Annotated in this window: 27 protein-coding genes; 20 read left to right on the forward strand and 7 right to left on the reverse strand. The window is 71.7% G+C overall.

The window, feature by feature from the left end:
* The first annotated feature begins 83 nt into the window (after positions 1–83).
* The 3 genes from Q8791_RS07680 to Q8791_RS07690 all read left to right on the forward strand — a co-directional run bounded on the left by Q8791_RS07680 (position 84) and on the right by Q8791_RS07690 (position 3,150).
* Positions 84–794: a nitroreductase gene (locus Q8791_RS07680; RefSeq protein WP_330090889.1), complete on the forward strand. Its 711-nt coding sequence runs from the start codon at positions 84–86 to the stop codon at positions 792–794.
* A gap of 107 nt (positions 795–901) precedes the next feature.
* A complete protein-coding gene (locus tag Q8791_RS07685; protein WP_330090890.1) occupies positions 902–1,705 on the forward strand; it encodes an NADPH-dependent F420 reductase in 804 nt (267 codons plus the stop codon).
* Positions 1,706–2,082: 377 nt separating this feature from the next.
* The gene (locus Q8791_RS07690; RefSeq protein ID WP_330090891.1) at positions 2,083–3,150 is read left to right on the forward strand and encodes a glycoside hydrolase family protein; all 1,068 of its coding nucleotides are present in this window, start codon (positions 2,083–2,085) and stop codon (positions 3,148–3,150) included.
* 153 nt (positions 3,151–3,303) lie between these two features.
* Here Q8791_RS07690 and Q8791_RS07695 read toward each other — a convergent pair whose 3' ends face one another.
* On the reverse strand, positions 3,304–3,846 hold the full coding sequence (locus Q8791_RS07695; RefSeq protein ID WP_330090892.1) for an MOSC domain-containing protein: 543 nt from the start codon (positions 3,844–3,846) through the stop codon (positions 3,304–3,306).
* 104 nt (positions 3,847–3,950) lie between these two features.
* On the reverse strand, positions 3,951–4,802 hold the full coding sequence (locus tag Q8791_RS07700; protein ID WP_330090893.1) for a helix-turn-helix domain-containing protein: 852 nt from the start codon (positions 4,800–4,802) through the stop codon (positions 3,951–3,953).
* Between the two features lie 100 nt (positions 4,803–4,902).
* Between Q8791_RS07700 and Q8791_RS07705 the strand changes: the two genes are divergently transcribed.
* From Q8791_RS07705 to folE, 8 genes are all read left to right on the forward strand, one after another.
* Entirely contained in the window at positions 4,903–5,049 is a 147-nt protein-coding gene (locus Q8791_RS07705; protein WP_330090894.1) for a hypothetical protein, read from the forward strand.
* Positions 5,049–6,056: an aldo/keto reductase gene (locus Q8791_RS07710; RefSeq protein ID WP_330090895.1), complete on the forward strand. Its 1,008-nt coding sequence runs from the start codon at positions 5,049–5,051 to the stop codon at positions 6,054–6,056. The genes Q8791_RS07705 and Q8791_RS07710 overlap by 1 nt, the downstream gene beginning before the upstream one ends.
* 863 nt (positions 6,057–6,919) lie before the next feature.
* Positions 6,920–7,819, forward strand: a complete 900-nt coding sequence (locus tag Q8791_RS07715; protein WP_330090896.1) for a class I SAM-dependent methyltransferase — start codon at positions 6,920–6,922, stop codon at positions 7,817–7,819.
* Between the two features lie 107 nt (positions 7,820–7,926).
* Positions 7,927–10,743, forward strand: coding sequence for an AAA family ATPase (locus Q8791_RS07720; protein WP_330090897.1), 2,817 nt, complete (start codon positions 7,927–7,929; stop codon positions 10,741–10,743).
* 158 nt (positions 10,744–10,901) lie between these two features.
* Positions 10,902–11,633, forward strand: coding sequence for a 7-cyano-7-deazaguanine synthase QueC (gene queC / locus Q8791_RS07725; protein WP_330090898.1), 732 nt, complete (start codon positions 10,902–10,904; stop codon positions 11,631–11,633).
* 943 nt (positions 11,634–12,576) lie between these two features.
* The gene (gene queD, locus Q8791_RS07730) at positions 12,577–12,939 is read left to right on the forward strand and encodes a 6-carboxytetrahydropterin synthase QueD (protein ID WP_330090899.1); all 363 of its coding nucleotides are present in this window, start codon (positions 12,577–12,579) and stop codon (positions 12,937–12,939) included.
* 110 nt (positions 12,940–13,049) lie between these two features.
* A complete protein-coding gene (locus tag Q8791_RS07735) occupies positions 13,050–13,697 on the forward strand; it encodes a 7-carboxy-7-deazaguanine synthase QueE (RefSeq protein ID WP_330090938.1) in 648 nt (215 codons plus the stop codon).
* Positions 13,694–14,272, forward strand: a complete 579-nt coding sequence (folE, locus tag Q8791_RS07740; protein ID WP_330090900.1) for a GTP cyclohydrolase I — start codon at positions 13,694–13,696, stop codon at positions 14,270–14,272. Before Q8791_RS07735 ends, folE begins: the two co-directional genes overlap by 4 nt.
* A gap of 220 nt (positions 14,273–14,492) precedes the next feature.
* Here folE and Q8791_RS07745 read toward each other — a convergent pair whose 3' ends face one another.
* The 3 genes from Q8791_RS07745 to Q8791_RS07755 form a co-directional block, all read right to left on the reverse strand.
* Positions 14,493–14,936: a hypothetical protein gene (locus Q8791_RS07745; protein WP_330090901.1), complete on the reverse strand. Its 444-nt coding sequence runs from the start codon at positions 14,934–14,936 to the stop codon at positions 14,493–14,495.
* Between the two features lie 92 nt (positions 14,937–15,028).
* On the reverse strand, positions 15,029–16,579 hold the full coding sequence (locus Q8791_RS07750) for an MFS transporter (RefSeq protein WP_330090902.1): 1,551 nt from the start codon (positions 16,577–16,579) through the stop codon (positions 15,029–15,031).
* Positions 16,579–17,142 (reverse strand): TetR/AcrR family transcriptional regulator, encoded by a 564-nt coding sequence (locus Q8791_RS07755; protein ID WP_330090903.1) that lies wholly within the window; start codon positions 17,140–17,142, stop codon positions 16,579–16,581. Before Q8791_RS07755 ends, Q8791_RS07750 begins: the two co-directional genes overlap by 1 nt.
* A gap of 389 nt (positions 17,143–17,531) precedes the next feature.
* Here Q8791_RS07755 and Q8791_RS07760 point away from each other — a divergent pair, with 389 nt between their 5' ends.
* Positions 17,532–18,371: an alpha/beta fold hydrolase gene (locus tag Q8791_RS07760; protein WP_330090904.1), complete on the forward strand. Its 840-nt coding sequence runs from the start codon at positions 17,532–17,534 to the stop codon at positions 18,369–18,371.
* 183 nt (positions 18,372–18,554) lie between these two features.
* Positions 18,555–19,217 carry a pentapeptide repeat-containing protein gene (locus Q8791_RS07765; RefSeq protein WP_330090905.1) on the forward strand — a complete coding sequence of 221 codons (663 nt, stop codon included), beginning with the start codon at positions 18,555–18,557 and terminating at the stop codon, positions 19,215–19,217.
* Between the two features lie 341 nt (positions 19,218–19,558).
* Here the strand turns inward: Q8791_RS07765 and Q8791_RS07770 are convergent, their stop codons facing one another.
* Positions 19,559–20,077 (reverse strand): NlpC/P60 family protein, encoded by a 519-nt coding sequence (locus Q8791_RS07770; RefSeq protein ID WP_330090906.1) that lies wholly within the window; start codon positions 20,075–20,077, stop codon positions 19,559–19,561.
* A 289-nt stretch (positions 20,078–20,366) separates the two neighbouring features.
* Entirely contained in the window at positions 20,367–20,492 is a 126-nt protein-coding gene (locus tag Q8791_RS07775) for a hypothetical protein (RefSeq protein WP_330090907.1), read from the reverse strand.
* 225 nt (positions 20,493–20,717) lie between these two features.
* On the opposite strand from Q8791_RS07775, the gene Q8791_RS07780 reads away from it, so the two are divergent.
* The 7 genes from Q8791_RS07780 (at position 20,718) to Q8791_RS07810 (ending at position 26,829) form a co-directional block, all read left to right on the forward strand.
* Entirely contained in the window at positions 20,718–20,957 is a 240-nt protein-coding gene (locus Q8791_RS07780; RefSeq protein WP_330090908.1) for a hypothetical protein, read from the forward strand.
* 261 nt (positions 20,958–21,218) lie between these two features.
* Positions 21,219–24,044: a DUF4040 family protein gene (locus Q8791_RS07785; protein WP_330090909.1), complete on the forward strand. Its 2,826-nt coding sequence runs from the start codon at positions 21,219–21,221 to the stop codon at positions 24,042–24,044.
* Positions 24,041–24,349: a sodium:proton antiporter gene (locus tag Q8791_RS07790; protein ID WP_330090910.1), complete on the forward strand. Its 309-nt coding sequence runs from the start codon at positions 24,041–24,043 to the stop codon at positions 24,347–24,349. Before Q8791_RS07785 ends, Q8791_RS07790 begins: the two co-directional genes overlap by 4 nt.
* A complete protein-coding gene (locus Q8791_RS07795) occupies positions 24,346–25,848 on the forward strand; it encodes a monovalent cation/H+ antiporter subunit D family protein (RefSeq protein ID WP_330090911.1) in 1,503 nt (500 codons plus the stop codon). The genes Q8791_RS07790 and Q8791_RS07795 overlap by 4 nt, the downstream gene beginning before the upstream one ends.
* Positions 25,845–26,225 carry a Na+/H+ antiporter subunit E gene (locus tag Q8791_RS07800; protein ID WP_330090912.1) on the forward strand — a complete coding sequence of 127 codons (381 nt, stop codon included), beginning with the start codon at positions 25,845–25,847 and terminating at the stop codon, positions 26,223–26,225. Before Q8791_RS07795 ends, Q8791_RS07800 begins: the two co-directional genes overlap by 4 nt.
* Complete coding sequence (locus Q8791_RS07805; RefSeq protein WP_330090913.1) at positions 26,222–26,479, forward strand: monovalent cation/H+ antiporter complex subunit F; 258 nt, start codon at positions 26,222–26,224, stop codon at positions 26,477–26,479. Before Q8791_RS07800 ends, Q8791_RS07805 begins: the two co-directional genes overlap by 4 nt.
* Complete coding sequence (locus Q8791_RS07810) at positions 26,476–26,829, forward strand: cation:proton antiporter (RefSeq protein ID WP_330090914.1); 354 nt, start codon at positions 26,476–26,478, stop codon at positions 26,827–26,829. Before Q8791_RS07805 ends, Q8791_RS07810 begins: the two co-directional genes overlap by 4 nt.
* The last annotated feature ends 51 nt before the right edge of the window (positions 26,830–26,880 follow it).

Below are 26,880 nucleotides of genomic sequence, written 5' to 3' on the forward strand. Positions count from 1 at the left end.
TATAGCGGCGCGACCACCAGGAACCACGTGGTCCAGCGTTGCGCGGTGCGCACGTGAGCCGACTCCGCTTGGAAGGAACCGTTGTGCCCGACAGTCCCCGCTCCTTCACCGACATCGTGCGCTCCCGGCGCTCGGTCCGGGGCTTCCTCCCCGACCCGGTGCCCGCGGCCGACATCCGTGCGGTGCTGGAAGACGCTCAGAGGGCGCCCTCCAACTGCAACACCCAGCCCTGGCAGGTGCACGTCGTCTCGGGCGCGCACCGCGACGCCCTGAGCGCCGCACTGCTGCAAGCGGACAGGGACGGCCGCTTCTCCTCCGACTTCAGCTTCGACTACGCCGACTTCGGCGACGGCCTCTACCTCCAACGCGCCCAGAAGCAGGGAGCGGCCTACTACCAGTCCCTGGGCGTGGAGCGCTCCGACACACAAGGACGCCACGCCGCCGCGCTGCGCAACCTGGAGTTCTTCGGCGCCCCCCACGTCGCACTGCTGTTCCTGCCCCAGTTCGGCGACGGAGTGCGCGTGGCCGGCGACATGGGCATGTACGCGCAGACCTTCCTGCTCGCGCTGGAGGCACGCGGCCTGGCGGGCATCCCGCAGACCATGCTGGGCTCCTATGCCGACGTCGTGCGCGGGTCCTTGGACATCAAGTCGGACATGAAGCTGTTGTTCGGCATCTCTTTCGGCTTGGCCGACCCCCAGGGGCCGGCGAGCGCCTACCGCATGGGCCGGGCGCCGTTGGCCGAGAGCGTCGTGCTGCACGGCACGCCCGGCGTCCTGGACGGAGCGCACTAGGGACGAACGAAAGGTCCTCACGGACGACCGGCCCCGCGCAGGCGCCTGTTCCCGTTGCGGTCAGGTGTGTCGCTGGCGTCCACCGGCTGGGTGTCGGCGTAAGAACAGTGCCGGGGCCGCCCAACTCCGCTTTACAGCACCCACCACTACGAAGGAGATCCACCGTGAAGATCGGCATCGTGGGCGTCGGGCACATCGGCAAGACCCTGGCCCAGCGGTTGAGCTCGGCAGGGCATGACGTGAAGGTAGCCAACTCGCGCGGCCCGCACACGATCGAGGCCGACGTGCTGGCCTCGGGTGCGCGAGCGGTCCCAGTCGGCGAAGCCGTGGTTGACGTGGACGTCGTGATCCTGTCGATCCCCATGAACCGCCTTGCGCAGATCGCGCCGCTGATCGCCGGGGTGCCTGCTGAGACGGTCGTCATCGACACGTCGAACTACTATCCGATGCGCGACGACAGGATCACGGCCATCGAGGCCGGTCAGGTCGAAAGCCTGTGGGTGACCGAACAGCTGGGTCGGCCCGTGGTCAAGGCATGGAACGCGATCGGTTCCGACTCCTTGGCGAACAAGGGTGAGCCTGCGGGAAGTCCGGGGCGCATCGCCATCCCGGTCGCCGCCGACAGCGATAGGGAGCGCGGTGTGGGGATGGCGCTTGTCGAGGACACCGGGTTCGACGCATTCGATGCCGGAACGCTCGCGCAGTCATGGCGGCAGCAGCCGGGTGCGCCCTGCTACTGCACCGACCTCACCCGCCGCGAGATGCCGGCCGCGCTGGAGGCGGCCGATGCGGCGCGCCTGCCGAAACGGCGGGACCTGGCGGTCGCCGCGATCCAGGAAAGGGTCGGGGACGCCGCGACCAATCCCGACGCGGAATACGGTGTCCGCCTGAGTCGGGCCCTGTACATGTGAGGCCCGGGAGTGGAACCGTGGCTCCGGGAGGTTCGGACCTTCCTGCACGGCCGCCACCGGCGTCCTTGCCGGAGTGCTCCGGGCAGGCCCCAGGTCTCCGCCGGTTCTGCGGCGGGAGGGGGTCGAGACTGGCAGAAGTCGTTGATCGAGTGATCGGTATTCTTCGAAGCTTCCACCGCTTTTGTCACTGTGTGCGGTTGCTTGGGGCGTAGCGGTTCCAGATCCCTCCCGCTGGCTCACCGGTGGGCGGCGAGTCTCTCCAGGGGCGGGAGCACCTCTGCCCTCGTCGCGTGGGCGCTGTTACCGTCGAAGCAACGACGTACCTGATCCCCAGGGGAGTGCGCGCTGTTCGACGGGCTCGATTCCCGGAGGTAGGCATGTTCTCGATCAACGCTCCAGGTCAGTCCACGGCACTATGGGACATGGTCGACGGCCCGATGCCGCGCGGGCTGCTGGGCGTCGGCGACCCCGATATACATGTGATCGACGGCGTCCCGACGATGTACCTGGGCGGCTTCTCCACGACGTTTCGCAACCGTCTGCACCGTGCGCGTCTGGCCCCCGGTCAGGCCCTGGACAGCGGACGGTGGGTGTTCGACACCGACTCACGCGGCCGGGTGAGGCCACTGGTCGCGGATCCTCCCCGTGACGGATGGGATCGCGCGGGGATGCACACGCCCTCGTTCGTGCCCGGTGTCGACGGCCACCCGCCGCGCCTCTACTACACCGGGCGCGCCTCGCTCCGGCAATACGGGACCCGAAGCAGCTACGCGATCGGGGTCCTGGAGTACCGCGGGGGACGGTGGGAGCGCCGTGCGGAGCCCGTCCTGTGCGGCAGCGCGCCCCGCATGAGCGTTCTGGAACCTCTCGTGGTCCATGACCGGGGTCGCTATCTGATGTGGTTTCAGGCGAACCCGAACGAGATCGGACCGGGCGAGCTGCCCGACTACGAACTCCGGGTCGCCGAGAGCACCGACGGGATTTCATGGTCGCCGCCGAAGGTCTTCGCGGGGCCCGAGGAGGGGTTCTTCGACAACGCCGTCCACCGCGTGGGCGACCGGTGGGTCATGGTGCTGGCCCGGGGATCGAATCTGCACAACACACCGCACTTTCCCGACCAAGGCCTGTGGGGCATCACGGCCGCCGAACTCGTCCCGGACCGGTCGGGGTGGACGGCCCCGGTACGGGTGCTGGACACCGATCGCGCGGATACGCCGCAGTGGATGGCGCGCGGTGTGTACGGGCCCGCGCTGCACGCGCTGGAGGGCGCCGGAGAGGCGGTGCTGATGTACACCGCCGTCAGGGACGCCCCGAAGTGGGCCGCGTTCAACGTGCACCGTCTGCTACGGGGTAAGCGCCCAGTCGTGCCTTCCCCCTTCTATCTCGCGGTAGGGCAGTCGCGGCTGACGGTCCTGCCCGGCAGCACGGGCGGGAACGAGGGTTGAGACTGTCAGGGGCCGTTGATCGAGTGATCTGCCTCCTCCGTGGCTTCGTCCACCGTGATCACTGTGTGTGGTTGCTGGGGGCGTAGTGGTTCCAGGTCGCGCCCGCTCGACGGCGGCCCCGCCCCACCCCTCACCGCCCGGGGCGCGTCCCCCTCAGACCGGTACGAGGGGGACGTGCGCCCCCTCGGGCGCGCTCACCTCGACGGGCATACCCGGAGTGACGGTGCCTCCCTCCACGACGACGCCCATCACCCCGGCCCGGCGCACGATCGTCCCGTTCCCGTCGCGGTGGACCAGCTGCTTGAGCAGTCCGCCGGCGAAGCCGTCGATCTGGAGGCACGGGTTGCGCAACCCGGTGATCTCCACGCGGGTGCCGCCACCGATGCGCAGGACCGTCCCGGTCGACAGGGCGAGCAGGTCGAGCCCGCGCGTGGTGACGTTCTCCCCCAACTGCCCGGGGGCCACGGCGAACCCCGCACCGGCCAGCTCGTCCAGCAGTTCGGCGTGGATCAGGTGAACCTGGCGCAGGTTGGGCCGGGTGGGGTCGACCGCCACCCGCGAGCGGTGCTTGACGGTGGTGCCCATGTGGGCGTCGCCCTCCACTCCCAGACCGGTCAGGAGCCGGATACCGGGCAGGACGTCCTTGCTGAAAGTGTGCGTGGGGCTGCTGCTCACCGATTCCACGACCGGGCCCATGGGCGCCGTCCTCTCGCTCTGCGGCTACGGCCCCACAGCCTAGCCATCGCGGTCCCGGACTTCCCACCGCACGGCGCAGCAGGGGCCCTGGGACACCGGGCCCGCTACCCGGGCACCGCCCGCAGCGATCCGGGCCCGCGCAGGGTGAGACGGTCCAGGGCCGCGGACGTCTCCTCGTCGCAGGGAAGGTAGACCACCAGGCGCTGGCCCTCGGCGTCCAGGCTCTCGTAGGACAACCGCAGCTCACCCGTGTCCGGGTGCACCAGGCGTTCGACACCGGTGCGCCGCGGCGCGACCAGCGGTGCAGCCAACCGGTCCGTGAAGGGTGACCCTCCCACGACCTCCAACTCCTCCACCAGGTGCGCCAGGAAGGGGTCGTCGAGCGCGCTCTCCGCCCTGAGCTCCGCGATCCGGTCGTCGGCGACACGGTCCCAGTCCGGGTACACCTGCCGGGCCCGGTCGTCGGCGAACACGAACCACAACCGGTTCACCGGCTCACAGCTCTCGTCCAACAGGCCGACGGGTCCGGCCAGGCGCGCGTACGCGGTCGTGTACGCGAGCGTCTCGCCGACCCGGTTGAACAGCACCGCCGGCGTGGGCTCCAACCGCTCCAGCAGCGACACCATCGTGGGCCGCACCTCGCGCTCGGGCGGCTGTTGCGGACACAGCGCCCCCACACCGGAGGCCGCCTTGGACAGGTTGCGCAACTGGACGCGCTCGCCCACCGACAGGCGCAGCGCGTCGGCCAACGCCACCAGCACCTGCGGCGACGGGTTGCGGTCGCGCCCCTGCTCCAACCGGGTCAGGTAGTCCACGCTCACACCCGAGACCGTGGCCAGCTCCGCCCGGCGCAGACCGGGGGTGCGCCGTCGCGGCCCCACCGGCAACCCCACCCGCTCCGGCGCCAGAGCCTCCCGGCGGTCGCGCAGGAACTCCCCCAGTCCGTTGTCGCTCATGCGCCGAGTCTACGGTCGGGCGGCGTCCGTATCCTGGCCCCGCCGGGGCCAGCCTCACCACGGCCTTCCTGTGTCCGCGGAGGCTCACCACACTGGTCCCATGACCTTCACATCCGACGAGCCCCCCTCCCTGGACGGCCGACGCACGGCACGCCCGGCCACTGGGGGCACGGGCGGGCGACCGCACCCGGTGGCCGTCTCCGTCGACACCGAGAACCACACCATCACGGCTAGGGGTGCGGCCTGATGCGCTACCGCCTCCTGGGCCCCTCCGGCCTGCGCGTGTCCCAGCTGTTCCTCGGCGCGATGACCTTCTCCGGACCCGACGAGGCCCGCCGCATGGTCGACCTCTACCAGGACGCCGGCGGCAACGTCATCGACACCGCCTCCGCCTACGGCGACAGCGAGGAGGTCGTCGGCGAACTCCTCCAGGCACGCCGCGACCGGTTCGTACTCGCCACCAAGTACGCCCTGCCCAGGGACCCCACCGACCCCAACACGGGCGGCAGCCACCGCAAGAACCTCGCCCTGTCCCTCGACAGGAGCCTGCGAAGGCTGCGCACCGACTACGTCGACCTGCTGTGGGTCCACACCTGGGACGAGTACACCCCGGTCGAGGAGACCATGCGGGCCCTGGACGACGCGGTACGCGCGGGGAAGGTCCTCTACGTGGGCGCCTCCAACCTTCCGGCGTGGCTCGTCTCCCAGGCCAACACCCTGGCCCTGTGGAGGGACTGGTCACCGTTCGTGGGCGTGCAGGTTCCCTACAGCCTCCTGCGGCGCGACGTCGAACGCGAACTGCTCCCCATGTCCGAAGCCCTGGGCCTGAGCGCCGCCACCTACGGCGGCCTGGCCGCCGGGGTGCTCTCGGGCCGGTTCACCGGCCCCGGCGCGTCCGGGTCCAGCCACCGGGTCGACGCCGCCGCCCTCACCCCGCGCGAGCACGGGGCGGCACGCGCCGTGCTGGAGGTGGCCGAGGAGGTGGGGGCGAGCCCGTCCCAGGTCGCGATCGCCTGGACCCTGGCCCACTCGCGCTCGGTCCACCCGATCATCGGCGCGGGCACCGCCGTTCAACTCGCCGACAACCTGGGCGCCGTCGGGGTGGACCTTCCCGAGGATGCGGTTCGGCGCCTGGACGCCGTGGCCGACCTCGACCTCGGCTACCCGGCCGACGTCAACGCGGGGTCGCGGTCGTGGCTGAACGGCGACCGCGAGGTCCTCCCGCCGACCAGGGGCGGGATGTCCGGCTCCTAGGCCGACCGCGTCGGGAGTTCTCCGGAACACCCGCGCGCAGGGCGTCGGGGGCGGTGTGCGAGGACCGTCCCCGCGACCGGACTCCCCTCCCGGCGCCCCTGAGGGGAACACGCGTGGCCCGGGAAGGCCGAGGACGCCACGGCGGCGTCACGCCGGCCCGCCCTCCTTCGCCGCCGCGCCAAACGGTCACATTCCATCCTTTTCCCACACTGTTTCATTTCACCGATAATGTTCATATGAAAGCCGATTTGTTCGCGAGCCGGCATCTTCGGAAGAACACCGAACGGGCCGGACGGGCGGACTTTCGGCGAGCAACCAACGCGACGGTGAACTCTCCCTTCGGGGCCCTGATCCGCACCGCCCAGACCGACCACAGGGGACTTCCGGCGAAGCCGGAAAAGGAGCCCCGGCCCGCCCCAACCAGAATCACCGCCCCGCCGGGAAACCCGGGACGGACCTGCGGGGCCGGGCCCACCCGGGAAGTCACAGGGTCCGCGCCGCACCCCCGCTTCGGGGGCTCCGCGCCCACACTCGGGAAACACACCGAAAAACCTTACTTTTCCCTCCCGTCGCACACCCCTTTCAACGACCACACCGCCGGACGCAAGGAAAGGGAACGGGAATTACATAACCTTCTCCGGTTTTCCCCGTCATGCGGCGGGGATACATGCCCATGGCAGTTGTCCCCGCAACCCCCGACGAGCCGCACAACGACACCGTCCATTCCAGGACGTTCGTGGACGAGAACTCCCGGCGACGACGACACGGTCGCCGCCGCGCGAGATGCGAACAGACCTCCGGGACAGCCCACCCCCCGGGCGCGGTCCCTCCCCCCCCACGGCCAGCAGAGAGGCGGGCACACCATGACGGAAGCACGAACGGACACCCCGGTCCGAGGGAGCACACCCCCGGAATCCGGGGACCGATCCACCCTGACCCTCGCCCAAGTCCTGGAACATCCGGCGCTGGGCCCCCACGACCGGATGCCCACGCGGTACCGCGGTCCACGACGGGTCGGCGGCGACGGATGGACGGGGTTCGCGACCAGGCTCGAGCGCGGGGAGGAACTCTCCCTCATCCGCGGCCTCACCGCCGCCAACCGCCGCGTGCTCGACGTCGGCGGCGGCATCGGGGAGCTGGCGCGCACCGTCGCTGCGCGGATCGGCCACTGCACCACGATCGAGCCGCACGCCCAACTGGTGGAGTCGATGCAGGGCGGGACCACCAGCGACGCGGTGAGCGTCTTCGCCGGAACCGCCGAGGACCTCCCCTTCCCCGACAACTCCTTCGACGCCGTCTACGGCGCGTGGGTCCTCCCCTTCGTCGACGACCTCGACAAGGCCGTCACCGAGATGGTCCGGGTCTGCGACCCGAACCATCCGGAGTCGAAGATCGTCCTGATCAACGGCGGCGCGGGCAGCGAGGTCCTGAAACTGTTCAACGAGGTCTGCGCACCGGTCTCCGGGGACCCCTACGACCACCACGGCTATCTGCTGGCGACGGCCGCGCGACTCCTCGCCGAACACGGCTTCGACGCCTTCTCCCTGCACCGCACCGAGGCGTCGGTGCGCTTCGACGAGGAGAGCCGGGCCGAGCGGGCCGCGACGGCGGCGGCCGTGCTGACCGGCTTCTGGTACGAAACCCACCCCAAGGCCGAGGACGTCAGGTCCGCCCTGGAGGCGGCCCTGGACCACCACTTCTCCGCCCGCCCCCACGCGATCGGCGACCAGGCCGCGATCCTGGTCGCACGCCCCGGCAGCTGACCCCCACAGGGCGGAGGCGCCACCGGCGCCTCCGCCCCCGGCCGGCCCCCGGGGTGCACCACCGGGCCCAGTTGCCCCGTTCAGTTCCCCCGATCACGAGGACGACGATGCTGGACACGCGGACACGGCACGGTGGGATCGTCAACAGGACCGAACTGCTCACGAGACTGCTGTCGGCCAGCCGCCACAGCCGACGCACCGGACTCACCTGTCACGTCGTGACGGGCGAACCCAAAGTGGGCCGGACCAGCCTGCTCGCCTCGGTCTGCCGCCCCTCGCGGGCCCACGCCGGCCGCGCAGCCCACATCGCGTGCTCCCGACACGCCAACCGGCTGGTCGCGGCACTCTCGGACACCCTGCTCCACCTGTCCGTCGTCCACCGCCCGACCGAGACGGCAGAGGTGGAACGCGCCGCCGCACGACTGCGCGCCGGCGTCCGCCCGGGGAGCACACGCTCCCGGGAGTCGACCGAGGACGGCGGACCGGCCGGCCTCCAGGACCTGATGGAGGCGCTGACCCGCGACGCACCCCTGGTGATCACGCTGGACGACGTCGACCAGGCGGGCCCCGCCTCGCTCCTCCGCCTGCGGAGCGTCCTGCGCGACGTCGCGCACCTGCCGATCACGCTCGTCGCCTCGACCAGGAGCGGCGAACCACCCGTGGCCCCGGCCGAACTCGCCGATCTGCTGGTCGGCGCCCACCCCCTCACCCTCTCCGGCCTGTCGGCCCGGGAGACCGGCGCGCTGGTGCACGAGAGGCTGGGGCGCCGGTTCGACGCCGACCTCGTCGCGACATGCCACCGCATCACCGCCGGCAACCCGTTCATGGTCGGCGCCGTGTGCGACTGGATCCGGGCCCAGGCCCCCTCCGCCCTCTCCCCGTCCGCCCTGCGGAACGCCGTGATCCCCTCCATCGTCGAAGCCATGATCGGCCGGGCCAACCGCGTGGACCCGCGGGCCCGGGGAGTGGCCGAGGCGATCGTCGTCGCGACGACCTCCGGTGAGGCGGACCCGGCGCTCGTGGCGAGCCTCAGCGGAACCCCCCTCGAGGACACACTGGCCACCCTCGACCTCCTGGTACGGATGCGCCTCGTCACCGACGACCACACCGTGGCACTGCGCCACCCGTTGCTGAGCACCGCCCTGCTCGGCTCGATGACCGTGATGAGCTGCAACGCGGCACACCTGGCCGCCGCCTTCCTGCACCGGCGCCGCGACCCGGGCCAGCGCCCCGCCCGTCACCTCACGGCGTCGACCGTCCCCCTGGACGCCCCCTGGTCGGTGACCGAGATGATCACGGCCGCCCGGTCCCCCGCCACGACCGCACAGGACCGGGTGCGCTACCTCGAATACGCCGCCCGGACCGGAGACGAGGGGTCGTGGTCCCGCGTCGCCTCCGAGCTCGCGGCCGCCCGGATCGCCCTCGACCGGCGGACGGGCCTGCACGCAGCGGTGGAGACACTCGGCCGAACCGCCGACACGACGGTCCGCCGCCGCCTGCTCGCCCTGATCGGCGCGACGCTGTGCGAGGGCGACCGGAGCGACGACGAACGCGCCGTCCTGGAAGCGGTGCGGGTCGCCGTCACCGGAACCGAGCAGCAGGACTGGCCGCGGACCTTCCTCACCCACGGCCGCTCCATGGCACCCACACCGTCGGCCTCCGGCGACACCGTCCGCACCACTGGCGACACCGGCCGCACTCCCGTCGTCGCGGCCATGGGCGCCCTCTCCGCACACCTGCTGCACGGCAACGCGCAGACCGCGCTCACCGACGCACGCGAGGCCCTCGACCACGACCTGGACGACCTCCTGCTGCACCCCCCGGCGCTCCCCGCCGCACTCTCCGTCCTGATCGGCTCCGGCCACCACGAGGAGGCGTTCGCGCGCCGACGCGCACTCGTCGACGACCTGGACCGACTGCCCCGCTGGGTACGGGCCGAGGTCGAACTCACCGAAGCCGCCGGACACTACACCGCGGGCGACCTGTCCGCGGCACGGCACATACTCACGGACCGGCTCTCGGATCCACCCGGAACCGGCCGCGGCCGGTTCCGGAGGCGCCTCGTCGGCCTGCTGGCCAACGTCCACCTGGACCTGGGCGAACCGGACACGGCGGAGGCGCTGCTACGCCGTCACCAGCACGACGGCCACGGGCCGCCCGAGTGGTACGACGCCGACGTGCCGCTCGCCCGCGCGAGGCTGCGGGTGGCGGCCGGTGACCTGAACGACGGAGCCGAGGAGCTGAGGGGGATCGTCCGCCGCCGCGAGGCGGCGGGAGCCTCCGGGCCGGGCACATCCTGTTGGCGGAGCGAAGGGGCCCTCCTCCTGGCCAGGACCGGCGCCCGCGACGAGGCTCTGCGCGACGCCCGACGACACCTCGACTTCGCGGAGGGGACCGGCTCCCCCCTGGAACACGCGAGGGCACTACGGGTGTGGGGCACCCTCACCGGGGGGCCCACGGGGCTGGACCTGCTCACGTCGGCCACCGATCTGCTCCGCGGCAGCGGGCACGACCTCGAAACGGCGCGCACCTCAGCCGAGACCGGCACCGTGCTGACGCGGCTGGGCCGGCACACGGAAGCCGTGGCCGCCCTGAGCCGAGCAGCCGGCCTCGCGGCCGGCCAGGGCGCGCGTGACCTCGCCGACCGGGCACGCCTCCAGCTGGTCGCCCTGGAGCGACGAACCCCGCAGGACGTCTCCGTCCAGGGCATCCTCGCTCTCACCCCGCGTGAACGGGAGATCCTCATCGACGCCCTGCTGGGACAGCCCAACAAGACGATCGCCGACAACAGGCACATCACCCGCCGCACGGTGGAGCTGCACCTGTCGAGCGCCTACCGCAAACTCGGCATCTCCGGACGGGGCGAGTTCGGCAAGATCCTCGGCAGCCCCGGGAAGTGGGAGATCCTCGTCGGCGGCACCTGACCCCAGCCGCCGCCACTTCGGTACGACGCACCAACACTTCGGTGGCGGTCCGTGATGTGTCCCCACCCCCTGCGCACGACACTGTGACCACACCGACAGCCGCCCGGGCCCGGGCGCCGCCACGGCGCCCCACGGCCCCCACGTGGATGGAGATGCCCATGGCAGCACAGGACGCGCTACGAGACGACGCCGAGCGGGACCCCTTCACCGCGGTCGTGGTCCTGTCCGGGGGGATGGACTCCACGACACTGCTCGCCCACTTCGCCGCCCTGCGGTTCACGTTGGTGGCCGTGACCATGGACTACGGGCAGCGGCACCGCAAGGAGATCGACGCCGCCCGGGCAATCGCCCGCCACTACGGTGCCGAACACCACGTGCTGGAGGTCGGGGGCCTGGGGTCGCTGCTCACGGGCTCGGCACTCACCGACGACAGCGTGGACGTTCCCGACGGCCACTACGCGGAGGAGGCCATGCGCTCCACCGTCGTCCCCAACCGCAACGCCGTCCTGGCCAACCTCGCGGTGTCGGTCGCGGTGGCCCGACGGGCCGACACGGTGGCGCTCGGCATGCACGCCGGCGACCACTTCGTGTACCCCGACTGCCGGCCGGCCTTCGTCGACGCACTGCGCCACCTCGTGACGGTCGCCAACGAGGGGTTCGCCGCGCCCCGCGTCGAGGCCCCCTTCATGACGTGGTCCAAGGCCGACATCGCCCGGCACGGCGTGCGCCTGGGCGCACCGCTGGAGCGCAGCTGGTCCTGCTACAAGGGCGGTGACATCCACTGCGGAACATGCGGGACCTGCTACGAGCGGCTCGAGGCCTTCCGTGACGCCGGCCTGCCCGATCCCACCGAGTACCTGGACAGCGACACGCGCTTCGCTGCGCCCTGAGCGCTCCCCGTCACGGCGCCGCCGTGACGGGGCCGACCCTGTCGGGACCCTCGGCCGGACCAGCGGCGCCCGCGGTCCGCACCACGCACGCACCCGGTCGCCCGGCGGACCACCCGGGGTGGTCCCGCGCGACCCCGCCGGCGCCCGGTGAGCACACGACGATCCGCCGGACGAAGACCGGACAGGGAAAGCGCCAGGTCCACCGCGACGGCGCCCCGCCGTCCCGACCACCTGACGCCGTCGGCCTGGCCATCCGCCTCCGGGGGCCCGCACCGGCGCCGTGACGCGACGTGCCACGACCCGCTCGCGTCATCGGCGCCCGCCGACGGCCCACCCTCCGGAACCAGGCGTGGGTGACGGGCCCGGACACCGCTCCCACGGAGGGACCGCGGCCCGGGCGTCGGCGGCTCCGGAGCACGGGCGTCGCCCCGGCCGCCAGGTGGTCCGCGCCTGTCGAACGCCGTGTGGCCACCGGCGCGCCGGAATCTGTCACGCCGCACGTGGACCGCGTCCTGCGCGGCCACGGCCCCGAGCGGTCAACGCGCCTCAGCACCACGGTGCTGAGGCGCGCCGTGCGTCGCCCGAGGGCAGGGCCTCGTGCTGATAGTCCGGGGCCGGCCGGACGCGTGCCGCCTCCCGCCCCCGCCCGGCCCACCGCCGCCGCCGGGGACGTGTCGCAGCGGTGGAGTTTCGGTGCCCCGCACTCGCGCATGCCGGCCGGGCAGGGACGGAACCCCACGCGCCGTCGGCGTTCGCGCCGACGGACGCCCAACCCAGGACCCACGGGCACCCCGGACCGGGCGCGCCGGGGGCGCGGGGAGGAGCGGAGACCGCGAGCACCGCCCCCGCAGTCCCTTCGTTGTCCCACCGAAGATCTCTCGGTGACGTCCGTGATGCGTTCGGTGAGAGCCGCGATCATCCTCGGAGGCAGGGAGGTTCACCCATGCCCTTCGGCATCTCGAAGCAGTTCACTTTCTCGGCGAGTCACCGACTCGACGGTCTGGGCCCTGATCACAAGTGCGGCCGTCTGCACGGCCACAACTACGTCGTGGAACTGACTCTCTCGGTCGGCACGGACGCCCTGAGCGAGGTGGGGTTCGTACGGGACTACGGCGATCTGAAGGATTTCTCCCGCTGGTTGGACGCGGAGCTGGACCATCGGCACCTGAACGACATCGTTTCCTTCAACCCCACGGCGGAGAACCTGTGCCGCTGGCTGTTCGAACGGTGGGCGTCCCGCTACCCGGAACTGAGCGCGGTGCGCGTCTCGGAGACGGTCAAGACGTGGGCGGAGTACCGGCCATGAGCGCGGCTCAGGGCCTTGACCCGGAGGGAGGTGAGGCCATGGACACGCCGAGTCTCGTTGTGAACGAGATCTTCGGCCCCACCTGAACCCTTCAGGGAGAAGGGCCTTCACTGGGACGTCGTTGCGCATTCGTCCGGTTGGGCGGATGCAATCTCTCCTGTAGCTGGTGCGACACGCCCTACACCTGGGACTGGACAGGGAAGGGCGAGACCGGAATCGCCTACGACCCCAAGAAGGAACTGCGGACGATCCCCTACCCGCAGGTCCGCGACCGCCTGATCGCCTACGACGTTCCGCTGATCGTCGTGTCCGGCGGCGAACCGCTGAACCAGCAGTCCAGGCTCTACCCGTTGGTGCGGGATCTCCGCGACTCGGGACACGACATCGAGATCGAGACCAACGGAACGGTCGTGCCCGACCCCGGGCTGGCAGAGCTGGTCCGGTTCAACGTGTCACCGAAGCTGACCCACTCAGGGGACCCGGAACGAAAACGCATCGTCGGACGGGCGCTGGTGGCGCTCGCCGCCGTGCCGGGCAGCGCCTTCAAGTTCGTCTGTCGCACCGAAGCCGATCTCGACGAGGTCGGGGCGCTCGTCGAGAAGTACGACATCGGCTCCGTCTGGGTGATGCCGGAAGGGCGGACCCAGGACGCGCTGGACCGATCCCTCGACCAGTTGCGGGATCCCGTCCTGGCGCGCGGTTGGAATCTGACCACCAGACTGCACATCACCCTGTGGGGCGATCGGAGAGGCGTATGACGCTGGCAGACCTACCGCACGAGTCCACCGTCCGCGACCCGCTGGAGGCCGTGGCACGACAGCTCCTCATCGAGATCGGTGAGGACCCCGACCGCAACGGCCTCCAGGACACCCCGCGGCGCTTCGCCCGATGGTGGCGGGAGTTCAGCGACTACCAGGCCGGCCAGGTCGAGACCCACTTCCCGTTGCGCACCGACGGGCAGATCGTCATGGTCTCCGACATCACCGTGTGGTCGCTGTGTGAACACCACCTCCTGCCCTTCTCCTGTGTGCTGACCATCGCGTACAGGCCGGGCGACCATGTGCTGGGGCTGTCCAAGTTCGCGCGGATCGCCCATCGCCACGCGCACCGGCTCCAGGTCCAGGAACGCCTGGTACGCGACATCTCCGAGGAGATCTCCAAGGTGACCGAGACCGACGACGTCGCCGTCATCGGCCGTGGCGAGCACCTGTGCATGACCATGCGGGGCATCCGCACCCCCGCGCTCATGACCAGCTCGGTCTTCGACGGCATCTTCCGCGACTACGGCCCGCCCCGCGACGAGTTGATCAAGATCGCCTTCTCCCGGAGCTGACCGCCACCCGGCCCCGGAGCCGACCGACGACCGGGCCCGCCTCGTAGGCGCCGCCCACCAGGACGACGGCATCGGGGGCGCAGAGACGAACACCATCGAGGCGGGGGCGGCGGGCCGGGCCCGGCGGCCCCCGCACCCGCGCCGCGAACGCACACCACCACCGCACGGCCATCCCACGGGCCCCCGTCCGCGCCGAACACCCCCGGCGTGCGCCGCCCCGTCACCGGTGCCCCGGTGCGTGGAACCGGCCCAGGTCGACGGGCCAGGCGTCGGCGTACCCGACCCCGCGCTCGGGCTCCAGCAGCCGACCGGTCACCCCGTCGGTGCGGGAGGCGGCGAGGACGCCGTCGCGGTCCAGGGGCAGGAGCCCGCCCCGGTCCAGCCGCCACCCGCACACGCTCTTGAGGGGGACGTCGCGGCCGTTGGGCAGGGTGTGGGAGGTCCGGTCGGTGAAGGTGCGCAGCACGGCGGTTCCGGGGGTGCCGTCCAGGAGCGCCAGCCCCAGGGCGTCGACCGCCTCGGGGTGCTCGATGCTGAGCACGCCCAGGTGGCGCCGCAGGGAGGTGGAGGTGGAGGAGGTGGTGAGAAGGGTGAGGATGTGAAGGTCGCCGGGGGCGCCGTCCAGGAGGGGATCGAGGAGGGCCCGGACCTTGTGGGAGTCCATACCTACGGATTATGCGCTGTGGGAGGGGGCCGGAACCGTTCGTCCACAGGGTCGGTTCCGCCCCTCCCCACCGCTGCGAGCGCAGCCCGGGATCAGTGCCCCTGGGACACGTCCAAGGACCTGGGCGTGAGCACGAACACGACCACCGCCGCGACCAGCAGCGCCACCCCGCCGCCCAGGCTGATCTGCGTCAGCGATGCGCTGAAGGCCTCCCGTGCCCACACGGCGAGGTCGGTGGAACCGGTCTCGGAGGCGATCTCCAGGGCGCCCCCGAGCGACTCCTGCGCCGCGAGCACCGTCTGTTCGCCCAGTCCGGTGCCGGTGAGGAGGCCCACGGGCAGTTCCGCCCGGTAGATCGCCGCCGCGGCACTGCCCAGGACGGCCACCCCCAGGACGTTGCCCAGGTCGTAGGAGGTCTCCTCGATGGCGGCGGCGTTGCCCGCCTTCTCCGTCGGGGTGCTCGACATGATGACGGCCGAGGCGATGGCGAGGGATCCCGATCCGGCCCCGAGCAGGACGAGCGCGATCATGACCACCGGGTAGGACAGCGGCCCGGGCAGGGCGAACATCAGCACGAACCCCGCCGCGGCCACGACCAGCCCGCCCGAGAGGACCGTGCGGCTCCCCCAACGCTGGGCCAGCGCCGGCGCCAGAGGCGAGGCCACCGCAGCTCCCAGCGCCATCGGCAGCAGCCGCACCCCCGCCTGCAGGGGCGAGTGACCCTCCACCAGCTGGAGCCACTGGGCGACCAGGAGCAGCATCGCCGCCATCGCGAACATGGAGGCCAGCGCGGCCACGGTGCCCGCCGTGAAGGCCGGGTTGGAGAACAACCGCACCTCCAGCAGCGGATCGGGGCGCCTCAGGCAGCGCAGCACGAACCAGGCCATCACCACCGCACCCAGCACGAACGCCAGCAGCGCGGAGGGGTCGAGCACTCCGGCCTTGCTGAACTGCTTGATGCTCCACACCAGCGCGACCATGCCCACGATCGACAGGACCGTGGCGACCATGTCCCAGTTGCCCGGATGCGGGTCGCGGGCCTCCGGCAGCAGGAGCAGCCCCGCGACGAAGGACACCGCCATGAACGGCACGTTCACCAGGAACGCCGCATGCCAGGAGAAGTGCTCCAGCAGAGCCCCGCCCACGATGGGTCCCACCGCCGCGCCCAGGGACGCGATGGCCGCCCACACCCCCAGGGCGGTGGCGCGCTCACGGGGGTCGGGGAAGACGGTGCGGATCATGGACAGGGTGGCGGGCATGATCATCGCCCCGCCCACGCCCAGCAGGACCCGCACCGCGATGACGGTGCCGGGGCTGTCGGCCGCCAGCACCGCCAGCGAGGCACCGCCGAAGACCGCGAATCCGGCCAACAGGATCTTCCTGCGGCCCCAGCGGTCACTCAGGGCACTCATCGTCACCAGGAGACCGGCCAGCACCAGGGAGTACGCGTCCACGATCCACAGCTGCTGGCCGGAGGTGGGCCGCAGGTCGGCGGAGAGCGCGGGCAGGGCCACGTTCAGGATGGTCATGTCCATGACCACCACGAGCAGGCTGGTCGAGAGCACCACCAGTGCGGCCCAGCGCCGGCCGGGCGACAGCGCCCCGGACCGGGTCGTGGCGGTGGGGGAGGGATCGGTGCCCATCAGTGCTCCGTGTCGGTGGTGGCGGGACCGCCCATCAGGGAGGTGACCGCGAAGACGAGTTCGTCGGGGTCCAGGGGTTCGTCGTGCGTGAGGGCGTGCAGCATCGCCCCGTCCACGTACAGGGCCAGCGCCCGCGCGGCCCGGGGGGTGGTGTGCTCCGCCAGGATCCGCACCAGTCCTTCGAACCAGCGCAGTGTCAGCGGGCGCAGGTCGGGGCGGTGCACTCCGGCCAGGTACAGCTCGGCGTCGGCCCGGACCTGGTCCCCGTCCCGCAGGTAGTCGTGGATGAGCGCGGCGACGGCCTCCGGACGGCCCCGGCTGTCGGCGATCTGGCCGGCGAGCTCGCGCAGGGCGTCGTCGGTGTCCTGCGCCATCTGGTGCAGGGCCGCGGTGCTCAGATCGTCCAGGGTGGCGAAGTAGTAGGTGGTGGCGCCGAGCGGCACCCGGGCGCGCGCGGCGACGCCGCGGTGCGTCAGGCTGGCGGCGCCGCTCTCGGTGATCAGGGCGGCCGCGGCCTCGATGATGCTCCGGCGGCGCCCCTGCGGGTCGCGTCGGGCGCTCACCGCCGCCCCTCCCCGGGACACGGCGCGCGGCCGTTCCTCCTGCGCATACGGCTCCCCGTTCCAGGACCAGTTCTAGTACATCTGTACATGTACGAGCGTACTGGTATATCCCCCGCACCCGACGCCACGGAGGACGGGTGACCCTGCTCACCCCGCGCACCGCCGGGGCAGGGCCCGGTGGCCCCCCGCCGCCCCGACGAACGGAAGGTCACGGGGGCAGCGCCGCAACATCAGAACACCCACCCACATCCTCCAAAATTGCCTAACGCTCCCTAAACGTCTTTGAGTTGAGGGAAGTTTGGAGTACTTTCAAGACACATGTTCCGCTTGTGCATCGAGGCCCACGCCGAGACGGGCCGGGCGGACGACCCCCGAGAGGAGTGCTCGCCATGAGCACGATCTACAAGTCCGAGGCAGGAGCCGCCGAGCTGCGGAGCCGCTACCAGGAGGAGTTGCGCACCTGGCCGGTTCCCGCCGACCACCTGCGCCTGCCCACCCGCGAGGGCGAGACCTTCGTGCTCGCCTCCGGCCCTCCGGACGCGCCGCCCGTGGTCCTGCTCCACGGATCGGGGGCGAACGCGACGATGTGGCGCGAGGACACCGCCGTCTGGGCGCGGCACCTGCGCACCTACGCCGTCGACCTGGTCGGCGAACCCGGCCTGAGCGCCCCCTCCCGTCCGCCCCTGGACTCCGACGCCTACGTGCGGTGGCTGGACGAGGTCCTGGACCACCTGGGGCTGGCCGACACCGCCGTCGTCGGCATCTCCCTGGGCGGCTGGATGGCACTGGAGTACGCCACCCACCGCCCGCAGCGGGTGAGCCGCCTGGCCCTGCTGTGCCCCGGCGGCGTGGGAGCCCAGAAGACGGCGTGGCTGTTCAGGGCACTCCTGCTTCGACCCTTCGGCCGCTGGGGCGCGCGCCGCTCGGTGCGTGTGGTCACCGGTCTGGACATGCCGCTGAGCCGGCCCGTCCTCGAGCACCTCATGCTCACCTTCGCCCAGTTCCGTCCGCGCACGGAGCGGCTGCCGGTGTTCTCCGACGACGCGCTGCGCCGCCTGGCCATGCCGGTGCAGGTGACCGTCGGCGCGAGCGACGTCATGTTCGACTCCGCCGGCACAGCCGACCGCGTGCGCCGGTGCGTGCCGCACGCGACCGTGAACGTCCTGCCCGGGGTCGGGCACGCGCTCCTGGACCAGACCGAACCCGTCCTGGAGTTCCTCCGCGGCTGACCGGGCGCGGGTGACGGCGGAACCGGACCGTGCGCAGCCCGCAACGCACGGACCGGCCCGAACGCCCTTCGGTACGGTGGTAGGTTCCACCTGCCAGGAGACCGTGGTGCCCTCCGATGCGAACCCGCCTCGCGCCCGCGTCCACCCCGCGGCCCGCGAGGGCCGCTTCCGGAGAGGACCCCCGTGACCGACCGCACCGTCCCCACCGTGCTCTCCGACCTGCCCTACGCCGAGGAGCTGCGCCCCTTCGACCCCGAGCAGCTCCACCTGGACCCCCACGAGCTCGTCCACTTCGACGGTGACAGGTTCGAGGGGGTCAACCTCACCGGGGCCCGGTTCATCGAGAGCGCCTTCACCGCCACCCAGTGGGACGGCGGGGTCCTGCGCAGGTGCCGGTTCACCGACGTGTGGATGCACACCGTGCGCATGGCGGGCACCGACACCGCCGAGTGCACCTGGCTCGACAGCACCATCGTCGCCGGCATGTTCGCCGGCACCGCGTCCTTCAACTCCGAGGTGCAGCGCGTGGTGTTCTCCTCCTGCAAGCTCAACGGGGTCAACTTCCGGGCCGCGCGCCTGGTCGACGTGGTCTTCGAGGACTGCCTGCTCACCGATGTGGACTTCGGCGAGGCGTCCCTGACACGGGTCACCTTCCCCGGTTCCAGCCTGCGCGGCCTGCACCTGGCCAAGGCGAAGCTGCACGAGGTGGACCTGCGCGGGGCGACCGAGCTCGACCTCGCCTCGGGCTTCGAGTCGCTGGCCGGCGCGGTCATCGGCCGGGCCCAGCTGATCGCGATCGCCCCCGCGCTCGCCGCCAACACGGGGATCACGGTCCAGGACGGATGAGGGCCCCGTCGGAACCGCCCTGGCGGGGACACTCCCCCACACGGGGCGGTGCCCGCGAGAAACCGAACGCCTTCCCCCGAAGCCCGTTCCGATCCACGTGTACGACGAGCTCCTCGACGACCTGCCCGCACATCGCCACGTCCGCCACCGGACGTGGTGCTGATGGGCCCGCCGGCCTCGACACCACCCGCCGCGACGCCCTGCCGGGCGAGCCGGCAGGGTCCGCGCACTGGACGGGCCCACCACCGATCGGTGAGTCGGGGACCCGTGGCGCCGGACCCTGCGCCGATGTCCCTCGACCCTCCGATTCGTCACGCCTCGGTTCGGGTTTCACACAGGTGTCAGGTCGGCCCCGGTCCGTCGGCGAACCTGGCCGCCTGCATGCGCTGTGCGGCTGAGGCCGCGTCGCCGACCGCCTCCCAGTCCTTGGGCCGGCACCCCTGGAGGATGCGCTGGACCGGCACCCATCCGGCCCAGCGCGGGGAATCCCAGCCCGGAGGCGCCGCCAGGTCCGGGATCTCCAGATAGTGGTCGACCCGGACCCGGTCCCAGGCGTGGACGATCTGACCGTCGCCGACGCACAGCCCCACGTGGCCCCAGTTCTGTCGCCGGCCGAACAACTCCCCGGTGCTGTCGTAGAAGGCGAAGGCGCCGGCCGGCGGCGCCCCGGTGTTGTCCTGCGCCGCATAGATCCCCGCGGACTCGCCGGCGAAGTCGCCACCGAAGATCTCCACGTGGTTGGACCGTTCGTAGGCGTCCTCCACGAAGGCGAGGCACCGTGAGGTGTAGGCGGTCGACCCGAGATACTGCCGTGCCCATGCGATGGCGCTGTCGGCACAGACCTGCCAGTCGTGTTCCATGGTTCCCCTGACTGAGCGAACAGGCGGTTTCGCAACATCCTGCACGCCCGGGACGGGACCCACCACTGAATTCTGCAGCGATCCTCCTCGGCACGGGGGCGCGGTCGCCAGGGCCTTGCCGCCGGGGACGGACGCAGCCACCCTGAGGGTGCGCATTCGCGCCTTCGCCGACACAGAACGGAGCCGGGGGGCGAACCAGGTAAGCCTGAAAGGGTCAGCGGTCGGCTGACCGCGGCTGCGGTCGGGGGCAGATGCTGATCATGAGCCGATGGCCGCTGAGGAGGACTCCTCAGACGCGGTAGCCGGACCACCCGTGGGGTGCTGGGACGGTCATCACCGCCTGCTCGGCCGGCACCGCCTCCTCCACCCGCAGGAGCACCCGCAGTCCGGCGCCGTCCTCGATGTTCTCCCTCACGCGGCCCCCTTCCCCCGAGGCTACGACGAGGGGAAAAGCAACCGGCGATTGGCTGCACCGGGCCCTGGCCCCTTACCCAGGGCGGGTGGAACAGCGCGGGAAGGCCGGTGCCCCGACCCTGGCGAGCACTCGTGCCGTGCACAGGCCGCCCTCCGCACCCCCGGACGCCTCCTGGTACAGTGGCGCACATTCGAGGTCCTGTGACGTGCGAAGGAGGTGCCGCCCATGATCCGGTTCGTGTCCACGATCCCCGGTTTCGCGGTCTCCCCCTCTCCCGTCGCCCCGATCGACGAAGCGCCGTTCCGGGCCCTGCCCGCCTTCGCTTCCACCGGCCGCCTGCGTTTCGCCGAGCGGCAGCGGATCCTGGTCCGCAACCCCCGGCCTCTGGGCACCAACGGCTACTCCACCTCGTGGGGCACCAACGCCCACGGTGAGCTGAGCTCCTGCCCGCCCGGACGCGGTTGATCACTCCCTCCTTCGAGGGCTCTTTCCTCAGCGCATGACCTGTGTTGCGCCCGTGTGCGCGCAACCCGGCGCAGCCTTCGGTGTGCCCGCGTTCGTCGCGGGCCCCCGGCTTGTGTCTGCCTCCGGTCGTGCGCCTGGGCCGCTGCGCGTGCCCTGTGACATCCCCGTCCGTTGATCGCCCGCCGTGTCCTGGGACACGGCTGCCCCGGTGTGCCCTTGTGCGCCCCGGTGCGGGGCGAAAATGCCCGAAAGGCCGGCGGCTTGCTGCTGCTCCTTCTTCTCGCCGTACTCACCGTCATCACGTTGACCGTTCCCCTCATCGACCGTCTCCCGGGGCGCTGGACCGGGTGGGTCCTGGCCGCGGTGCTCGCCTTGGCGGCCGTCCCCGTGCTGGCTCTGGGCCCAGCTCTGTGGGCAGGGAACGCGCCGATCGAGGCGTCCGCGCCCTGGATGCCCTCCCTCGGAGTGGGGCTGTCCCTGCGCATGGACGGCCTGGCCTGGCTGTTCTGTGCCCTGGTCCTGGGGGTGGGCGCCCTGGTGATGGCGTACTCGGCGGCCTACTTCCCACCTGGCAGACGCACCGGGTTCTACTTCCTGATGAGCGCCTTCGCCCTGGCGATGACGGGCCTGGTCCTGGCCGACGACCTCGTCGTGCTCTTCGTGTTCTGGGAACTCACCACAATCTGCTCCTTCTATCTGATCGGCCTCTCGGGCCCCGGGGCCGCCCGACCTGCGGTGCGGACCTTCCTGCTCACCGCCCTGGGCGGGCTCGCCCTGCTGACCGCGGTCGTCCTGCTGTGGGTGCGCACCGGAACCACCAGCCTCAGCCAGATCCTGGGGGACGCCTCCTGGACCCAGGACACCGCCTTCTCCACGACCGTCGCCGCCCTGGTCATTGTCGCGGTGTTCACCAAGTCGGCCCAGTTCCCCTTCCACTACTGGCTGCCCGACGCCATGGCCGCCAGCACCCCGGTCAGCGCCTACCTGCACGCCGCGGCCATGGTCAAGGCCGGCGTCTACCTGGCGATGCGCTTCACCCCGGCCTTCGCAGACAACCCCCTGTGGGGCCCGGTGCTGATCACCGCGGGCCTGACCACCGCCGTCATCGGAGCCCTGTTCGCGCTGCGGCGCCACGACCTCAAGGAGCTCACCGCCTACTCCACGGTCAGCCAACTGGGGTTCCTCATCGCCGTCATCGGCGTGGGCACCCCGCAGGCCCTGATCGCCGCGGCGGTGCACACCCTGGCCCACGCCCTGTTCAAGGCGACCCTGTTCATGGCGGTCGGCGTCATCGACCACCAGACGGGCACCCGGGACCTGCGCCGCCTGGGCGGACTGGCCCGGGCCCTGCCCGTCACGGCCACCCTCAGCGCACTGGCGGCGCTGTCCATGGCCGGGGTGGCGCCGCTGCTGGGGTTCGTCAGCAAGGAGAACGTCTTCGAGGCGCTCCTGCACATCCCGCACGCCCCCTGGGCGGGGCCGCTGGCCGCCGTCGTGGCGGTCGGGGCCGCCGCGCTGACCGTCGCCTACTCCGTCCGGTTCGTCTACGGGGCGTTCTGGGGCGGCCGGCCCGCGCGCACCGACACAGGTCGGCCCCAGGAAGCGGGCGTGCTGCTCCTGGCGGCTCCAGCCGTCACCGCCCTGTCCGGACTGGTCCTGGGCCTGGGTACGACCCTGCTGAACCCTGTGGTCGCGCGGGCCGCCGCCGACGCGACCGGGAACACGGCCGAGCCCCACCTGGCCCTGTGGCACGGACTCAACCCCGCGCTGGTCATGTCGGCGGCAGCGCTCATGATCGGCGCCCTCCTGGTCTGGCGCACCGGCGCCGGGGAGCGCCTGACCGGGCACAGCTTCCCCTCGATCCGAGGGACCGCCGCCTTCGAGCGCGTGCACGCCGCCGTGATCGCTGTCGGCTCGCGCACCGCGGATGCCACCCGCACCGACGCCCCCACACGCCACCTGGCCGTGCCCTTCCTCCTGATCATCGGATTCGCCCTGGTGGTAGGCCTCCAGGGCCTGGACCAGGGTCCACCCGCAGGGCCCACCTCACGCCCACTGGACTGGCTGCCCGTCGCGCTGGTCGCCGCTGCCGTCCTCACCGCCGTGATGACCCGGTCCAAGATGGCCGCCCTGGTGCTCGTCGGCCTGGCGGGGTTCACCACGGCCGTGTGGTTCCTCTTCCTGGGGGCCGTCGACGTGGCGCTCACCCAGCTGTTGGTGGAGATCCTGACCGTGGTGGTGGCGGTCCTGGTCCTGCGCAGGCTGCCGGACCGGTTCCACCGAGTGCGCCCCTCGCGCACCGTCGCCACCGCGACCATCGCGATCCTGACCGGCGCCGCCACCGCCGCGGGCGCCTACCTGCTCACCGGCCGCCGGGAGCCCTCACAGGTGAGCCGGCACCTGCTGGAGAACGCCCCCTCCGACACCGGTGGGACCAACGTCGTCAACACCATCCTGGTCGACTACCGGGCCCTGGACACCCTGGGCGAACTCACCGTCCTGGGCGTGGCGGGCCTGATCATCATCGCCGTCCTGCACTCGGCGGGGCTGACCGCGAACGCGGGCGAGCGGTCGGCCCTGTCGCACACCAACCCGGTCTGGGACTCCGACGCCAACACCGTCATCATGCGCACCGTCGCACGCTTCCTGGTCCCGCTGCTGGTGGTGTGGTCGCTCTACCTGCTGCTGCGCGGCCACAACGCGCCCGGCGGCGGGTTCATCGCCGGCCTGGTCGGCGGCTCGGCCTTCGCCCTGGCCTACCTGAGCGCGCCCAGCGCCTCGGTGGCCCGCATCCGACTGGCCTACCCGGCCATCATCGCCGTCGGCATCCTCACCGCCCTGGCCAGCGGGCTGCTCGGTTACGCCGACGGATCGTTCCTGCGCCCGCTGCACGCCGACATCCCCCTGCCCTGGGGCGGCTACCACCACTTCACCACCGCGCTCGTCTTCGACGTCGGCGTCTACCTGGCCGTGGTCGGCGTGATGCTGACCGCGCTCAACCAGCTGGGCCTGCCACGGCCCCGCTCCCACATGCCGGCCCCACCCCCGCCCGTCCGCGGCGATGCAGCCACCGGAGGTACCCGATGACCCTGGCCATCACCATCGGCGTCCTGACCGCCGGAGCCGTCTACCTCATCCTGCAACGCGGCATGGTCCGCATCGTCCTGGGCTTCGTCCTGCTCAGCCACGCCGTCAACCTCCTGCTGATGTCGGCCGGCGGAGTCTTCCACCGCGGGATACCGATGCTGGGCGGTGACACCGACGGCCCGTTCGCCGACCCCCTCCCGCAGGCGTTCGTGCTCACCGCGATCGTCATCGCCTTCTCCATCACCGTCTACATGCTCACCCTTGCCGCCACCGGCACCAGCGACGACACCGAGGACGCCTCATGAACCCCGTGCTGCTCCCGCTCCTGGTCGCGGCGCCCCTGGCAGGCGCCGCACTGCTGACGGTGTTCACCTCGCGCACCGCGGTCCGGACGCTGCTGCCCGCCACCGCCGCCCTGGGCCTGGTCGGCGGCCTGTCCCTGCTCGTGGCCACCGGTGGCGGCCGGATCCTGGTCCACCACGTGGGGTTGTGGCCGGCCGGGGTGTCCATCCCGCTGGCCGCCGACGCCTTCAGCGCGCTCATGGTGACCACGACCGCCCTGCTGGTGCTGGTGTGCTCGCTCTTCGCCCTGGCCACCGGCGAGGCCGAACGGCGCTACTTCGCCCCGCTGGTCCTGGTGCTCTCGGCCGGGGTGTACGGGGCGCTGCTCACCGGCGACCTGTTCAACCTGTTCGTGTTCGTCGAGGTCATGCTGCTGCCCTCCTACGGGCTGATGGCCATCACCGGCACCCTGCGCGGCCTGCGCGGCGGACGCACCTACGTCACCGTCAACCTGCTCACCTCCACCATCTTCCTGGCGGGCGTGGCCCTGGTCTACGGCACCGCCGGGACCGTGCACCTGGGCGAGCTGGCCGGCGCCGCCCAACGGTCCCCGACCGTCGCGGCCGCCATGGGGCTGGTACTGCTGGCCATGGCGATCAAGGCCGCCGTGGTCCCGGTGCACGGGTGGCTGGTGCGCACCTACACCGCGCCCTCCCCAGCGGTGACCGCCCTGTTCTCCGGGCTGCACACCAAGGTCGCCATCTACGCGATCTACCGCCTGTACGCGGTCGTCTTCGAGGGCCAGGCGTCGCTGCTGTGGATCGGCCTGGTCGTCTTCACCGCGACCATGGCCATCGGTGTGCTGGGCGCGGTCGGCGAGACCACCACCCGCGCCATCCTGGTGTTCCACATGGTCAGCCAGATCGGGTACATCCTGCTCGGGGTGGCCCTGTTCACCGAACTCGGCCTCATGGCCGGGATCTTCTACCTGGTCCACCACATGGTGGTCAAGGCCTCCCTGTTCCTGTCCACCGGGGCCGTCGAGCACGTGCACGGGACCAGCGACCTGGAGCGGCTGCGCGGAGCGGCCCGCCGTGAACCCCTGCTCGCCCTGGCCTTCCTGGGGGCGGCCCTGTCCTTGGCCGGGCTGCCGCCCTTCTCCGGGTTCGTCGCCAAACTCACCCTGGTCACCGCCGCCTTCGACACCGGCCAGTGGGCCGTCGGCGCGATCGCCGTCGCCGTCAGCCTCATCACGCTGATGTCGATGCTCAAGATCTGGGGGTCGCTCTTCTGGGGCCGCCCGCCCGAACCCGGACCGGACACCGGGGGCGGCGGGACGGCCACTGTCGTGCGCACCGCCGCTCCCAAGGCGCGGATCGCGCTGGTACTGCCCGCAGCGGCCCTGACCGCCCTCACACTCTGCGTCGGCCTGGGCTCCCAGATCCTGCTCGAGCTGTCTGCCCAGGCAGCGGCCCACCTTGTGGACACCTCCACCTACGTCGAGGCGGTGACGAACCGATGACCCCTCCGCTGCGCAAGATCGTGCGCATCGTGTGGTTCCCCTTCTTCTACGGGGCCAAGGTGGTGGGCTCTTCCCTCCAGGTGGCGCGGGACATCCTCACCCCCGGCAGCGCCGCCTCGCCCGCGTTCATCGAGGTCGCGTTGAACTCCCGGACGGATGTGGAGATCACCTCGATCGCGAACATGGTCTCCCTCACGCCCGGGACGGTCACCGTTGCCGTGCGCACCGACCCGCCCACCCTGTGGGTCCACGGCCTCTACACCGCCGACGAAGAGGCCTTCTTCGCCGACATCCACCAGATGGAGGACTACCTGCTGGACATCACCCGCCCCCACGGCGCACCGGAACGCACCGCGACCGGGGAGGTGGCCCCGTGAATCCCGTCGACATCGCCCTGCTGCTGTTGGGCGCGTCCATCGTCATCGCGGTCGGCCGCATCCTGGTCGGCCCCTCCAAAGCAGACCGGGGAGCCGGGGCCGACGTGGTCTTCTTCGGCTTCGTCGGCATCGTCGCGCTCCTGGGCCTGCGCCTGGACGCCGAGCTGGTCGTGGACGTGGTGCTCGTGTGCACTCTCGTGGGCTTCCTGGCAGCCCTGTCCCTGGCTCGTCTGGTCTCGGGAGGCAAACGATGACCCCGCTCGAAGCGATCGCCGTCACCTGCGCGGTGGCCGGAGCCGCCGTCTTCGCCGTGGGCGCCCTCGGCCTGGTGCGCCTGCGCGACTTCTACGCCCGTCTGCACGGCATCTCCATCGCGGCAGCCCTGGGCACCGCGCTGCTGCTCCTGGGGCTCCTGCTCTGGTTCCCCTCCCCGGCCAACGCCCTGAAGATCGGCCTGGCCCTGCTCGTGCAGCTCGCCACCGCGGCCGTGGGCGGCAACGCCCTGGCCCGCGCCGGATACCTGGCCCGCACACCGGTCACCGCCCGCACCCGGCGCGACGATCTGGCCGCAGCCGACCCGGAGCACCCCGAGAGCGGGCACTGACACGCTTCTGGGCCGCGGGGGGGGGGGGGACCCCCCCCCCCCACGGCGGAT

It is taken from the genome of Nocardiopsis codii, from assembly GCF_036327455.1.
In the GTDB taxonomy this organism is placed as follows: Bacteria; Actinomycetota; Actinomycetes; order Streptosporangiales; family Streptosporangiaceae; genus Nocardiopsis; species Nocardiopsis codii.